General features: G+C 70.6%; 8 protein-coding genes and 1 pseudogene. 6 read left to right on the top strand and 3 right to left on the bottom strand.

Features of this window, described 5'->3' with window-relative positions:
• Nucleotides 1–6: 6 nt before the first annotated feature.
• Nucleotides 7–687: a FadR/GntR family transcriptional regulator gene (locus Q5696_RS15235; RefSeq protein ID WP_305092147.1), complete on the bottom strand. Its 681-nt coding sequence runs from the start codon at nt 685–687 to the stop codon at nt 7–9.
• A 121-nt stretch (nt 688–808) separates the two neighbouring features.
• On the opposite strand from Q5696_RS15235, the gene Q5696_RS15230 reads away from it, so the two are divergent.
• The gene (locus Q5696_RS15230; RefSeq protein WP_305092146.1) at nt 809–2,041 is read left to right on the top strand and encodes an MFS transporter; all 1,233 of its coding nucleotides are present in this window, start codon (nt 809–811) and stop codon (nt 2,039–2,041) included.
• A gap of 34 nt (nt 2,042–2,075) precedes the next feature.
• Here Q5696_RS15230 and Q5696_RS15225 read toward each other — a convergent pair whose 3' ends face one another.
• Nucleotides 2,076–3,446, bottom strand: a complete 1,371-nt coding sequence (locus Q5696_RS15225) for an MFS transporter (protein ID WP_305092145.1) — start codon at nt 3,444–3,446, stop codon at nt 2,076–2,078.
• Entirely contained in the window at nt 3,443–4,978 is a 1,536-nt protein-coding gene (locus Q5696_RS15220; protein WP_370654941.1) for a class I adenylate-forming enzyme family protein, read from the bottom strand. Before Q5696_RS15220 ends, Q5696_RS15225 begins: the two co-directional genes overlap by 4 nt.
• Before the next feature lie 225 nt (nt 4,979–5,203).
• Here Q5696_RS15220 and Q5696_RS15215 point away from each other — a divergent pair, with 225 nt between their 5' ends.
• The 5 genes and pseudogenes from Q5696_RS15215 (at nt 5,204) to nirB (ending at nt 14,043) form a co-directional block, all read left to right on the top strand.
• Nucleotides 5,204–6,379 carry a PucR family transcriptional regulator gene (locus Q5696_RS15215; RefSeq protein WP_305092143.1) on the top strand — a complete coding sequence of 392 codons (1,176 nt, stop codon included), beginning with the start codon at nt 5,204–5,206 and terminating at the stop codon, nt 6,377–6,379.
• A gap of 189 nt (nt 6,380–6,568) precedes the next feature.
• Entirely contained in the window at nt 6,569–7,918 is a 1,350-nt protein-coding gene (locus Q5696_RS15210; RefSeq protein ID WP_305095316.1) for a nitrate/nitrite transporter, read from the top strand.
• Nucleotides 7,915–10,044, top strand: a complete 2,130-nt coding sequence (locus tag Q5696_RS15205) for a molybdopterin oxidoreductase family protein (protein ID WP_305092142.1) — start codon at nt 7,915–7,917, stop codon at nt 10,042–10,044. The genes Q5696_RS15210 and Q5696_RS15205 overlap by 4 nt, the downstream gene beginning before the upstream one ends.
• Nucleotides 10,041–11,546 (top strand): FAD-dependent oxidoreductase, encoded by a 1,506-nt coding sequence (locus tag Q5696_RS15200; protein WP_305092141.1) that lies wholly within the window; start codon nt 10,041–10,043, stop codon nt 11,544–11,546. Before Q5696_RS15205 ends, Q5696_RS15200 begins: the two co-directional genes overlap by 4 nt.
• Nucleotides 11,543–14,043: pseudogene (nirB, locus tag Q5696_RS15195) on the top strand (nitrite reductase large subunit NirB). Before Q5696_RS15200 ends, nirB begins: the two are co-directional and overlap by 4 nt.
• The last annotated feature ends 105 nt before the right edge of the window (nt 14,044–14,148 follow it).

Below are 14,148 nucleotides of genomic sequence, written 5' to 3'. Positions count from 1 at the left end.
GTGGTCTCACCGCTCGTCGGTGGACGTGTAGCCGGCGAGGAGTTCGGCGAAGAAGCAGCGTGCGGTGGCGAGAGCCCGGTCGGTGTCGCCGTCGACGATCGCGTCGACCAGGTCGGTGTGCTCGTCGTGGAAGCCGATGCCGGTGGCCGTGACGTGTTCGAGGACGGTGGCCTCGATGGTCGGCAGCAGCGAGTCGTAGAACTCGAGGTACACGCGGTTGTGGCTCGCGGCGACGATGCCGCGGTGCAGGGCCATGTCGGCGGCCACCGCGGCGCGGAGATCGGTGCCGTCCCAGGCCGCGGCCCGTGCGTCGAGCAGGGCCCGTAGGGTGCGGATGTCGTCGTCGGTGCGTCGCTGCGCGGCCAGGCCGGCGGCGGTCACGTCGAGGGACTGGCGTAGTTCGACGACGTCGCGCTGGTGGGCGCCGGCGAAGTAGGCGCCGAGCGACGCGGTGTGCTCGGTGTCGGCGAGCACGTACGTGCCCGATCCCTGCCGGCGTTCGAGCAGTCCCGAGTAGACGAGGGCCTGTACCGCCTCGCGGACGGTGTTGCGTCCGGTGCCGGTGCGTTCGGCCAGTTCGGGTTCGGTGGGGATGCGGGATCCCACGGGCCAGCGTCCGGAGCGGATCTCGTCGCGGAGTTGTTCGGTGACCTGCGTGATCAGGGTGCTGCGGCGGACGGGTTGCACGGTGCTCCTGGTGGTGGGGACGGGGCCTGTCCGCACTTTAATGCTTTGCCACAGTCATCGGGTCATCCTATGATTTTGGCGGCCCTTCTTTCGCCGCAGCCCCGAACCGAGGTAGTACTACATGACCGTGACCGCAGCCCCGCCCGCGACCACCGGCCCGCAGCCCCTGCTGAAGGGCCGGCTGCTGGTGTTCGCCGCGATCGCGATGTCGGCGTTGACACTGCGGCTCGCGGTCACGTCGTTCACACCGCTCGCCTCCCAGATCAGCGACGAGATCGGTTTCTCGTCGACGGTCGTCGGCGTGTTCGGCATGCTGCCCACCGCACTGTTCGCGGTGTTCGGTCTCCTCACCCCCACGATCGGCCGTCGCCTCGGTCTCGAGTGGACGGCCCTGCTCGGCATGATGATGGCCGGGATCGGCATGCTCACGCGTGCGATGATGTCGGACACGTGGTCGCTGCTGGCCCTGTCGGCACTGGCCCTCGGCGGTATGGGCATCGGCAACGTCGTCATCCCGCCCCTGGTCAAGCGATACTTCGGGGACCGGCTGGCGCTCGTGAGCGCCATCTACATCACCGGTGTGCAGATCGGCACGATCCTCCCGGCGACGGTCGCGGTGCCGCTCGCGGACGCGTTCGACTGGCGTATCTCGCTCGGTGTGTGGTCGCTGCTCGGTTTCGCGGCGGCCGTGCCGTGGCTGATGATCCTGGCCCGCGGCCGGGGTGCGACCGCCGCGACGGCTGTGTCCGGGTCCACCGAAGCACATCCGTCGGGGCGTCCGTGGCGGTCGCCGGTCGGCTGGGGCATGGCCGGCATGTTCGGGATGACGTCGCTCATCACGTACTCGATGTTCACGTGGATCCCGACGATCCTCACCGAGGCCGGTGCGAGCGAATCGTTCGGCGGCAGCATGGTCGCCCTGTTCTCGTTCATGGGGTTGATCGCGGCGTTCGCAGCCCCCAACGTGTGCGCGCGGATGCGCAATCCGTTCCCCATCGTGGTCGGCTGCGCGATCGCGTACGCGATCGGATTCACCGGTCTGCTGGTGGCGCCGATGGCGGCACCGATCCTGTGGGTGATCGTCATCGGCCTCGGCCCGAGCACGTTCCCGATGTCGCTGACCCTGATCAACCTCCGCACCCGCACCCACGCCGGATCGGCCGCCCTCTCCGGATTCACGCAGGGACTCGGCTACACCGTCGCCTGCATCGGCCCCCTGCTGTTCGGCGTCCTCCACGAAACCACCGGCGGCTGGGGCGCCCCCTTCGCCCTGCTCGGTGTCGCCGTCGTCGTCGTCCTGATCTCGGCATGGGCCGCCTGCAAACCGCGGATGCTCGAGGACAGCTGGAACTGAGCCCGTTCGCCTCCGTGTCCGGGCACGCTCGCATTCACGCCGTCGCCTCCGCTGTCGGCCGCACGGACGGGGAGTCGGCAGCCGGCGGTGCCTCCCCAGTGGACGAGGTGGGCACCGAGGCGGCTGCGGCGCGACGGAAGTCGTTCGGGTGCAGCACCAGCAGTGCGGCAAGGGACACGAGACCGGTCGCGACGAAGAAGTACCACGGGGAGGTGATGTCGCCGGTGGTGGTGATGAGCCACGAGGCGACGAAGGGGGCGCAGCCGCCGAACACCGCAACGGGAACGTTGTAGGCGATCGAGATACCGGTGGACCGGATCCGGGTCGGGATCAGTTCGGTCATGGTCGCGTAGGTGGACGACACGTAGAGACCGAACGACACGGCCGTCGCGAGCAGCGGCGGCAGGAACGACTCGGGTGTGGCACCGGGTGCGGCCTGGAAGAACCAGAACATCGAACCGGTCGCCATCAGCCCGGCTCCGATCAGGAACGGCTTGCGCCCGTAGCGGTCCGTGAACGCACCGCCGAGCGGCATGACGGCCGCGGCCAGCCCGCAGGCGAGCAGGACGTACCAGAAACGGGTCGAGTTGCCGAAGCCGAGCGTGTTGGTCATGAACGTCGATGCGAAGGTGAGCACCAGATAGAAGATCGACGAGTGCAGGACGATGACGAAGAAGACGATCGTGAGCGCGCGCTTCCAGCGCATCGCCTCGCGCAGCGGAGCCTTCTCGTGCCCGCCCGCGGCGTGCAGGGCCAGGAACTCGGGACTGTCCTCGAGCTTGAGCCGGATATAGGCAGCGACCAACCCCAGAGGCCCGGCGAGGAGGAAGGGGAGGCGCCAGCCCCAGGCTGCCATCCCGTCCTGGCCGAGGAGGGAGGTGAGCCCGTTCGCGACGAGGCTGCCCAGCATCAGTCCGAGCACGGCGGTGACCATGAGCCAGCTGGTCGAGAAGGCGCGACGACGAGGACCCGCGTATTCCGCGACGAAGCTGGTCACGGTGCCGATCTCGCCCCCCGCCGAGAAACCCTGGATGCAGCGCAGCAGGATCAACAGCAGCGGAGCGGCGATACCGATGCTGGCGTACGTCGGGAGAAGCCCGATGAGACAGGTGGATCCCGACATGAGAAGCATGACGACGAGTAGCGTCTGCTTGCGTCCGATCCGATCGGCCATCGGTCCGAAGAAGATCCCGCCCAGCGGGCGGATGAAGAAACTCAACGCGAATACGGCGAAGCTGCTGAGCAGGCTGACGGCCGGCGACTCCGAGGCGAAGAACAACTGCCCCATGGTCAGTGCGAGGAAACCGTAGACGCCGTAGTCGAACCATTCGATGAGGTGGCCGGAGACCGCGCCGACGAAGGCGCGTCTACGCCGGGTCGAGGAGATGGTGGTCGCAGTTGTCATCGCGTGACAGCTCCTTCGGTGTCGGTCAGCTTGAAACGGCGGATCTTGCCCACACTGGTGCGCGGTAGTTCGGATATGACGGTCCACACGTGGGGGCGAGCGGCCTTGGCGAGGTTGCGGGTGGCCCATTCCTCGAGCTCGTCGGGATGCGGAGGATTCGACGGGTCGCGGGGCACCACGTACGCGACGGGCACGTGATCGCGGATCTCGTCCGGGCGGGCCAGCACTGCCGCTTCGAGAACACCCGGTGCCTGCGCGACGGTCGCCTCGACCTCGGTCAGGGAGACGTTCTCGCCGGCGACCTTGATGACGTCGTCGGCTCGTCCCACGAAACGCCACCCGTGGGGTGTCTCGACGGCGAGATCGCCGGTGAGCAGCCAATCCGTGCCGTTCTTGTCGGTGTGGAAGGACCGTTCCGTGGTGGCCGGATCGTCGAGGTACTCCCGGAACAGGGTGTCGCCGCGGCTACCGGCGACCGCGATCATCCCGGTTTCTCCCGGGGATACCGGGTTCAGGGTTCCGGGTGTGACCAGCCGGGCGACCCGCCCGTCGAGGGGCGTGCCGATCAGGTCGGACACCGGCGGTGTGCTGCGATCGTAGCTGACCACCGGCACGGTCTCGGTCATGCCGTAGAGCTGACGCGGCAAGCATCCGGCCAGGCGGGCGAAGGCGGCGTGGTGCTCGGCGCCGAGGCTCTGGGCGAACCACACGTGCCGCAACTGTGCCGGCGGCTGGTCGGCGGGCGTGCGAGCCAGGATCATCCGCATCGGAGCCGCGAAGAGGCTCGCGTGTGTCGCACCCAGCTCGATCGCGTCACCGACCCATCCGCTGGCGGAGAACGTGGCGGTCAGCCCCACACCGCCACCCACCGCGATGGCCGGCGCGAAACAGTAGTACTGCGCGTTGCCGTGGAAGAGCGGCAGGGTCACCAGCCAGCGGTCGCCCGCCCGGAGCTCCGCGGCGTCCGCCATCGTGGTGGCCACTCTGGAGTAGTTGGCCTGGGTCAGCACGACGCCCTTGGGCTGGGACGTGGTGCCGGAGGTGAACATGACGGCCAGACGATCGCCTGGACCGGGTGTGTACCGTTCGGCGGTCACGGACTCGTCGGAGACCAGCCCGATGGCGGAATCCGTGACGTCTCGGGTGGTTTCGGTCAACTCCACCGTGCTCAGACCGTGGGCGCCGGCGCCCACGAGGTAGGCCTCCCGGCGCGCCGACGAGTGGAAGCCGATCCGCGGGGACGTCCGGCCGATCTGCTGATTCAGGTCCCGGCCGGACGCGCTCGGGTCCGCCGGCACGATCCAGGCACCCATCCGGGCAGCGGCGAGCCAGAGGGCTACGAAGGCGGGACTGTTGCGCAGGCACAGGTGGATGCCGTCGCCCGGTACGACGCCGCGACGGCGCAGGGCGGCAACGGTGCGTGCGACGACTGCGTCGAACTCCGCGTACGTCCACCGGGTGACGGCGCCGTCCTCGTCCTTGAACACGAGGAAGGTCCCGGCGCCGTGGTCTCGTACGGCGACTGTCCACAGGGCGTCGAAGGTGCCGGGTGATCCAGCCAGGGGAGAACTCTCGGCGTCATCCTTCTCTACTACGACAGAAGCCGGTCCGCCATCTGTGATCCATGTCATGTCTCCAATATTCGGTGGTCATCGAGGGTTTTACTACGGTGCGCCACCCAACCTCGCGATACCCTGATCGGAGAAAACTACAACGAAGGCCGGGTGTCCGCGCACCGACCGGACAGGAGGCCGACGATGGCCGTGAATCTCGAGTCTGCCGCAGCCCTGCTACGCGACGAGGCGGAGCAGATCGCCCAGCGAGCAGCGGACGACATCTACCGGGAGCTGCCCGACTACGCGAGCGTCGGACGGGACGAACTCATCTACTCCGTCCGGCTGAACGTGGCCAGGGGCGTGCTGAGTCTCGAGGAGGGGCGGGCGCCGCGAGACGTCCCGGACGGTGAGGCGCGCCGGACGACCCGGCAGCGGATCCGGCAGGGCATGGCCATCGAGGACATCATCCGGGCATATCGGCTCAGCCTCAACGCCATCCACGACCGCTTCATCGAGATTGCACGGGAGCATTCGCTGATGGCGGAACTGACCCTGCGCGGGTCGAACCTGCTGTGGGAAGTCGGTGACTGGTTCGTCGCCGACGTCGTCAAGGAGTACCGCACACACGCCGTCCCGGAGGCGGTCCGGCGCTCTGTGGAGGAGGCCGACGTGCTGCGGACCCTGGTCGCCGGATCGCCACCCGATCCGGCTCTGCTGCCCCGGGTGCGGGCACTGGGGGTGGATCCCTCCCGAGACCACCACATCGTGCTGGGCCACCCGACGTCGGGAACCCGGGAGCGGTGGGCCGCGGATCTGGCCAGATACGGATCGATGCCCGGAGCCGCGGCCCTGGTCGCCGAGGTTTCCGGGCGCACCGCGGCCCTGGTGGCCCGTGTGCCACGCGAAGTCGCGGGCCGGGGCGTGCTCGCAGTGGGGCCGTCCGCCCCGCTGGACGATCTCGCCGCATCCGCCGCCGTGGCCGAGCGCATCCTGGCACTCGTGCCCGGCGGTACGCCGGGCCTGCACGACCCGAGCACGGTGTCCTGGCGCCTGGGCATCCCGGGTACGCCGCTGGTCACGCAGTTGCTTCGGCGGCGTTATCTCGAGCCGCTTGCCGCCGAGGGTGACTTCGGTGTGGTCCTGCTCGACACCGTCCGGACCCACCTCGAGCACGATCGGGTCGTGCGCGCGACGGCCCAGGCGCTCGTCGTCCACCAGAACACCCTGCGCCATCGTCTGGCCCGCTTCGAGGAACTGACCGCGTGCTCGCTCGAGTCGACGAACACTCTCGTCGAACTCAGCTGGGTCCTCGCGGCCCGCCGAGACGAGGGCATTCTCGACGCGGGGACAGGTGACGCCGCACGACCGGCCGGGTGAGCGTCGGGCGCTGCTGCTCGTCCCTCACCACGTCGAATCATGCCGGTGAGGGAGTGTTGACCGGCGGGTCACAGGATGCAGCACCGACGCAACACCGGACTTCTACCTTGGGGTTTCCCTCACAGGTAGGAGGCTCCGGTGACCACACTTTCCGATCGGTCCGAGACATCGACCCCGCAGCAACCGGTGGTGCGACGCCACCGGATCGAGCACTGGGATCCCGAGGACGTCGACGCCTGGGAGGCAGGCGGTAAGGAGATCGCGCGGCGCAACCTGATCTGGTCGGTGATCGCCGAGCACGTCGGGTTCTCGATCTGGTCGATCTGGTCGGTGATGGTGTTGTTCATGCCGGCCGACGTGTTCGGGATCGACGCGGCCGGCAAGTTCTTCCTCGTCGCGGTGCCCACTCTCGTCGGGTCGCTGCTCCGCATCCCGTACACGGTGGCGACGGCCCGCTTCGGCGGCCGCAACTGGACAGTGTTCAGTGCGGTCCTGCTGCTGGTGCCGGCGCTGCTCGCGTTGTGGTTCGTGACGCATCCGGGGGCGTCGTACACGACGTTGCTGCTGGTGGCGGCCACGGCCGGTGTCGGTGGCGGCAATTTCGCGTCGTCGATGACGAACATCAATGCGTTCTATCCGCAGCGGCTCAAGGGGTGGGCGCTCGGGCTCAACGCGGGCGGCGGCAACATCGGGGTACCCGCGATCCAACTGGTGGGCCTGCTGGTGATCGCGACCGCCGGCACCACCGCGCCGTACCTGGTGTGCGCGATCTACCTGGTGTTCATCGCGGTCGCGGCGGTCGGCGCGGCCCTGTTCATGGACAACCTCGACGGGCAGACCGCCGACCTGCGGTCGATGCGCGACGCACTGAAGGTGCGGGACTCGTGGATCGTGAGCTTCCTCTACATCGGCACGTTCGGTTCGTTCATCGGATTCAGCTTCGCGTTCGGGCAGGTCCTGCAGATCAACTTCCTCGCCGGCGGCGACACCCCGGCGCAGGCCGCACTGCACGCCGCGCAGATCGCGTTCGTCGGCCCGCTGCTCGGGTCGATCGCCCGCCCGATCGGCGGCCGGCTCGCCGACCGGATCGGCGGCGGCCGGATCACCCTGTGGACGTTCGCGGGCATGACCGCGGCCGCAGCCGTCCTGGTCACCGCGTCCACGATCGACGACGCCACCCCCGGTGCGGCGTCCGGTGCGACCCTGGCCGTGCTCGTGGCCGGGTTCGTGGCCCTGTTCGTGCTGTCCGGTCTCGGCAACGGCTCGGTGTACAAGCTGATCCCGTCTATCTTCGACGCCCGCGCCCAGAACCTGTCCGGCGCACTCATCGGCTTCGCGGGCGCCATCGGTGGCCTCGGCGGCGTCGGCATCAACCTGGTACTGCGGGCGTCGTACGGGGGTGCGGCCGCGTCGGCGACCCTCGCGTTCTGGGTGTTCCTCGGCTTCTACATCGTGTGCGGGGCTCTCACCTGGGCGGTGTTCGTGCGCCGTCCCGTCGCGAACGACAGTGCCGCCGAACCGGTTCCGGTGACATTGTGACCGCAGCGACCGCAGCTCCCACCGACACGCACTGCCCGTACTGCGGCCTGCAGTGCGCGATGACCCTGACCCGATCGGCCGCCGCCGTCACCGTCACCGGTCGCCGATTCCCCACCAACCGCGGCGGCCTGTGCCAGAAGGGCTGGACGAGCGCCGAACTGCTGCGGCACCCGGACCGGCTCACCGCACCTCTGGTCCGGACGGCCGGGGGACTGCGTCCGGCATCGTGGGACGACGCCCTCGACCGCGTCGCCGACGACATCCGGGCCGCGCAGGCCGTGGGCGGTCGGGACGCCGTCGCGGTGTTCGGCGGCGGCGGTCTCACCAACGAGAAGGCCTACCAGTTGGGGAAGTTCGCGCGGGTCGCGCTCGGCACGTCGAACATCGACTACAACGGACGGTTCTGCATGTCGTCGGCCGCGGCGGCCGGCAACCGGGCCTTCGGACTCGACCGTGGGCTGCCGTTCCCGGTGTCGGATCTGTCGCCGGCGAAGGCGATCCTGCTGGCCGGCGGGAACGTCGCCGAGACCATGCCGCCGCTGCTCGGGCATCTCGCGTCCGCCGTCGACGCCGGTGGGCTGATCGTCGTGGACCCGCGCCGCACCGCCACCGCCGAGCGGGCACTCGCGGGCGGTGGCCTGCACCTGCAACTCGCCCCCGGCACCGATCTGCCGCTCGCCCTCGGCCTGCTGCACGTCGCGGTCACCGACGGCCACCTCGACCGTGAGTATCTCGACTCGCGCACAACAGGTTTCGACGACGTCTGGTGCGCGGCCGCACAGTGGTGGCCGGAACGCACCGAGCGGGTCACCGGCGTGCCCGTCGCCGCGCTGCGCCGGACCGTGGAGACCCTGTCCCGGTCGCGGCGCCGCGACACCGGCGCCTACGTGCTCACCGCGCGCGGCACCGAGCAGCACGCGTCCGGCACCGACACCGTCTCCGCGTGGATCGCGCTGGCCCTCACCCTGGGTCTGCCGGGACGCCGCGGCAGCGGTTACGGCGCGGTCACCGGGCAGGGCAACGGGCAGGGCGGACGCGAGCACGGGCAGAAGGCGGACCAGCTGCCCGGCTACCGCAGCATCACCGATCCCGGTGCCCGCGAACATGTTGCGCGGGTGTGGGGGATCGACCCGGGCGAGCTTCCCGGCCCGGGCCGCAGCGCGTACGAACTGCTCGACGCCCTCGGCCGCCCCGACGGGCCGCGCGCCCTGCTGGTGCACGGCGCGAACCTCGCGGTGTCGGCGCCGCGGGCCGGGCACGTCGTCGAGCGGCTGCGTTCCCTGGACCTGCTGGTGGTGTGCGACTTCGTCCTCTCGGAGACCGCCGCGGCGGCCGACGTGGTGCTGCCGGTGCTGCAGTGGGCCGAGGAGGAGGGCACGGTGACGAGCCTCGAGGGCCGGATCCTGCGCCGCCGCCGGGGGATCGACCCGCCGGCCGGCCCGCGCAGCGAACTGGAGGTGTTGCGTGCCTTGGCTGTTCGTCTCGGGCAGCCGGCGGAGCGGTTCCCGGCCGAACCCGAGGTGGTGTTCGAGGAACTGCGGCGCGCGTCGGCCGGTGGAAAGGCCGACTACGCGGGCGTCACGTACGGCCGGCTCGAGGCGGGGGAGGCTCTGCACTGGCCGTGCCCCGACACCGGCCACCCCGGCACGCCGCGACTGTTCCTCGACCGGTTCGCCACCGCCGACGGCCGGGCCCGGTTCACGGCCGTCGAGCATCGTGGCCCCGCCGAGCCGGCCGACAGCGAGTTCCCGCTCGTCGCGACGACGGGACGTGTTCTGGCGCACTACCAGTCGGGGGCGCAGACCCGCCGCGTCACGGAGTTGGTGTCCGCGGCCGGGCCGATGTTCGTGCAGGTGCATCCCGACACCGCGGCCCGGGCCGGGGTGCGCGACGGCGAGGATGCCGCCGTGATCGGCCGGCGCGGCCGGGTCGCCGCCGTGGTCCGCTGCGACGACACGATGCGGCTCGACACCGTGTTCCTGCCGTTCCACTTTCCCGGGGACGCGCGGGCCAACCTGCTCACCAACCCGGCACTCGACCCGACGAGCCGGATGCCGGAGTTCAAGGTGTGCGCGGTCCGGCTGGAGCCGGCCCCGGCGGCGCCGGAAGATCGGATGCCGTCGTGACGCGCCGCGTGGTGATCGTCGGCAACGGGATGGCCGGGGCGCGCCTGGCCGAGGAACTGCGTCGCCGCGAGCCGAGTCGGGGGCGGCTCGCGGTGACGGTGGTCGGGGCGGAACCCCGGGCCGCCTACAACCGGATCCTGCTGTCGAACGTGCTGGCGGGCAGCATCACCGCCCGCGACACCCGGTTGCGTCCCGACGACTGGTGGTCCCGGAACCACGTCGACGTCCGGACCGGGGTGCGGGTGACGGGCGTCGACACCGCCGGCCGTGTCGTGCACTGCGACGACGGCACCGTCCTCGGCTGGGACGACCTGGTGCTGGCCACCGGCAGTACCCCGTTCGTGCCGCAGATCGACGGCGCCGACCCGGACGATCCGCGGACCGTCGCGTTCCGGACGGTCGACGACTGCGACCGCATCGCCGCGGCGGCGGGGCCGGGATGCCGGGCCGTGGTCCTCGGCGGCGGCCTGCTGGGGCTCGAGGCGGCCCGCGGGCTGCTGCTGCGCGGCGCCGACGTCACCGTCGTGCACCCCAAGGCGGTGCCGATGGAACGCCAGCTCGACGACGGTGCCGGCCGGATCCTCACCCGCACCCTCACCGGACTCGGGGTGCGCATGCTGCTCGAGCGGCGCGCGGTGGCGGTGCGCGGTGGCGGCTCCGGACGGTCCCTGGTCCTCGGAGACGGCACCGTCCTGCCCGCCGACCTGGTGGTGCTCGCGGCGGGCATCCGGCCCGACACCACCCTGGCCCGGGCCGCGGGGATCGGCGTCGACCACGGCATCGTCGTCGACGACGCCCTGCGCACCAGCATCCCGCACGTGTGGGCGATCGGGGAGTGCGCGCAGCATCGCGGCGAGGTGTACGGCCTGGTGCAGCCGGGCTGGGAGCAGGCCGCGGTGGTGGCCGACCGCATCACCGGCACCGACCCGGACGCCGACTACCCGGGCACCCCGGCCCTGACCCGGCTGAAGGCGCACGACATCGATCTGGCGTCGATGGGGGAGGTCGACGCGGACCTGCACGACCCGGACCGTGACGTGCTCGTCGTCGCCGACCCGGCGCGCGGCCGCTACGGCAAACTCGTCGTCGCCGGCGACCGGATCGTCGGGGCCGTCCTGCTCGGCTGCCCCGACACCGTCGGCGTCGTCACCCAGTTGTTCGACGCCGGGCTGCCGGTACCGCGGGACCGGATGACGTTGCTGACCGGCCGGGCCGGGGCGGCGACGGACGCGGTGAGCCCCGCGGGTATGCCGGGCAGCGCGGTGATCTGCCGCTGCAACTCGGTCACCAAATCGGATCTGACGACGGCCTGGCGGGCCGGTGCCCGCACGGTTGCGGCGCTCGCGTCCGCGACCCGCGCCACGACGGGGTGCGGCGGCTGCGGCTCCGCGGTCGACGGGATCTGCGGCTGGCTGCGCACGACGGATCCCCACAGCGGGAGCACCGGCGACGAGAACACCGAACAGGACACAGGACCGGAACGGAAGGAAGGTGCGGCATGAACGCGAAGACCGCGATCGTCATCGGACACGGCATGGTGGGACACCGGTTCGTGGAGGCACTGCGGGCACGGGACGACGCCGGCACCTGGGCGGTGACGGTGCTGTGCGAGGAAACGCTGCCCGCCTACGACCGGGTGGCGCTGTCGTCGTACGTCGGATCGTGGGATGCGGCGGAACTGGCGTTGGCGGGCAACGACTTCGACGGTGACACCGCCGTCGATCTGCGGGTGGGGACGGCGGCCGAGTCGATCGACCGCGCGGCCCGCACCGTCACCACCTCGGACGGCGAGATCCTCGGCTACGACGCGCTGGTCCTGGCGACCGGCTCGTACCCGTTCGTCCCGCCGGTGCCCGGTCACGACCACGACCGGTGTTTCGTGTACCGCACCCCGAGCGACCTCGACGGGATCCGGGCCGGCGCCGAATCCGCCGCCCCCGGCGCCGCCGGTGTCGTGATCGGTGGCGGTCTCCTCGGCCTCGAGGCGGCGAACGCGTTGCGGCAGTTGGGTATGACACCGCACGTCGTCGAACACAACCAGCGGCTCATGCCACTGCAGGTCGACGAGGGCGGCGGTCGGGTTCTCGCCCGGCTGGTCACCGACCTCGGCCTGCACCTGCACACCGGGGCGGGGGTCGCGTCGATCACCGACGGGCCCGCCGGGCTGCGCGTGGAACTGTCCGACGGCGCGGTGATCGACGCGGCCCTGCTGGTGTTCTCGGCCGGGGTGCGCCCCCGCGACACGCTGGCCCGCGCCGCGGGCCTCGAGATCGCCGAACGCGGCGGCGTCCTCACCGACAGTGGCTGTGTCACCTCGGATCCGGACGTTTTCGCGGTCGGCGAGTGCGCCGCCGTCGAGGGCCGCTGCTACGGGCTCGTCGCCCCCGGCTACACCACCGCGGAGGTGGTCGCCGACCGGCTCCTCGGCGGGGACGCGGTGTTCCCCGGTGCCGACCTGTCGACCAAACTCAAGCTCCTCGGCGTGGACGTCGCGAGTTTCGGTGACGTCCACGCGGCCACGCCCGGCGCCCTCGAGGTGGTGCTGTCCGACGCCGCGAAGGGCACCTACGCCAAACTCGTCGTCTCCGACGACGCCCGCACCCTGCTCGGTGGCATCCTCGTCGGTGACGCGTCGGCGTACGGGTCGCTGCGCCCCCTCGTCGGACGTGAACTGCCCGGCGACCCGGCGGCCCTGATCTCCCCGTCCGGTGAGAAGCCCGGGGCCGGAACACTTCCCGACGACGCCCAGGTGTGCTCGTGCAACGCCGTCACCAAGGGGCAGATCTGCGACGCCATCACCGGCGGCGCGTGCGACATCGCCACGGTCAAGGCGTGCACCAGTGCCGGCACCACGTGCGGCGGCTGCCTGCCGACAGTGAAGCAACTGCTCGCGTCGTCGGGGGTGGAGCTGCCGAAGGCACTGTGCGAGCACTTCTCCCAGTCGCGGGCCGAACTGTTCCAGGTGGTCCAGGCCACCGGGATCCGCACGTTCTCGGCACTGATCACCAAGTACGGCACGGGTTCCGGCTGCGACATCTGCAAACCGGTGGTCGCGTCGATCCTCGCGTCCACCGACTCGGACCACATCCTGCACCGGCAGCAGGCCGGACTGCAGGACACCAACGACCACTTCCTGGCGAACATCCAGCGCAACGGCACGTACTCGGTGGTGCCGCGGATGCCCGGCGGCGAATGCACCCCGAGCAGCTGATCGTGATCGGTGAGGTGGCCCGCGACTTCGGCCTGTACGTGAAGATGACCGGTGGGCAGCGCATCGACCTGTTCGGGGCGCGCGTCGAACAGTTGCCGCTGATCTGGCGTCGGCTCGTCGACGCCGGCATGGAATCCGGTCAGGCGTACGGCAAGTCGTTGCGGACGGTGAAGAGCTGCGTCGGGTCGACGTGGTGCCGGTACGGGGTGCAGGACTCCGTGGGCACGGCCGTCGCCCTCGAACTGCGGTATCGCGGCCTGCGGTCGCCGCACAAACTCAAGTTCGGGGTGTCCGGGTGCGCACGGGAATGCGCGGAGGCCCGAGGCAAGGACGTCGGCGTCATCGCCACCGAGAACGGCTGGAACCTGTACGTGTGCGGCAACGGCGGACAGTCGCCCAAACATGCGCAACTGCTCGCCGGCGGCCTCGACGACGCGACCCTGGTGCGGTACATCGACCGGTTCCTCATGTTCTACATCCGCACCGCCGACCGGTTGCAGCGCACCGCGCCGTGGCTCGACGCCCTCGACGGTGGCCTCGACCATCTGAAGGCCGTCGTGTGCGACGACGCCCTCGGTATCGCCGACGACCTCGAGGCGGCGATGGCCAGGCACGTCGACGGCTACCGGGACGAATGGGCGGGGGTCCTCGACGACCCGGAGAAACTGTCGCGGTTCGTGTCCTTCGTCAACGCCCCGGAGACCGCGGACCCGACGGTCGTCTTCGACGACACGGGTGCCCGCAAGACGCCGGTCCTGATGGGCATGCCCACCGTGCCGGCCTCGTGACGACTCCTTACCGCGCGGGAATCGGCCCTTAACGCGGGAGTAACACCCGTTTCGTAGAAATGGAGTCCTGCAGTCGGCGACGTGCTGCAGCCACAGGGAGGACCG

The sequence above is a fragment of the Prescottella sp. R16 genome (genome assembly GCF_030656875.1).
Lineage (GTDB): Bacteria > Actinomycetota > Actinomycetes > Mycobacteriales > Mycobacteriaceae > Prescottella.
This window is presented reverse-complemented; position numbering and strand designations above follow the sequence as displayed.

Excerpts from the sequence above, each read along its gene's own strand:
- Q5696_RS15230 (WP_305092146.1), top strand. The coding sequence starts at position 809 with ATGACCGTGACCGCAGCCCCGCCCGCGACCACCGGCCCGCAGCCCCTG.
- Q5696_RS15225 (WP_305092145.1), bottom strand. The coding sequence starts at position 3,446 with ATGACAACTGCGACCACCATCTCCTCGACCCGGCGTAGACGCGCCTTC.
- Q5696_RS15215 (WP_305092143.1), top strand. The coding sequence starts at position 5,204 with ATGGCCGTGAATCTCGAGTCTGCCGCAGCCCTGCTACGCGACGAGGCG.